The 227-nt window shown below is 59.0% G+C and carries 1 protein-coding gene; it reads right to left on the reverse strand.

All coding sequences use genetic code 11. The features are described from left to right. Nucleotides 1-65: 65 nt before the first annotated feature. Nucleotides 66-224, reverse strand: coding sequence for a lipoprotein (locus A3754_RS26535; protein ID WP_156496868.1), 159 nt, complete (start codon nt 222-224; stop codon nt 66-68). Nucleotides 225-227 lie beyond the last annotated feature (3 nt).

Raw genomic sequence — 227 nt, forward strand, 5'->3', positions numbered from 1 at the left:
CAGCTGTTCTACGGGAAGATCTTCGGCGAATAGCTGGCCGTCACGGTACTGAAAGGGATCCATGATTATTCCTGTCCGGACGCGTTGGCGTCGTCTTCGTCTTGGGTGTCTTCACTGTCTTTTGCATCGGGCTGCGCCGGTTGCGCGTCGCTGGCCGGTGCGGTTGCGCTGCGTTCCTGGTCAAAATACAACGGACCTTTCTGGCCGCAGGCGGCCAGTAGCAGGAA

Source organism: Alcanivorax sp. HI0083, from assembly GCF_001635175.1.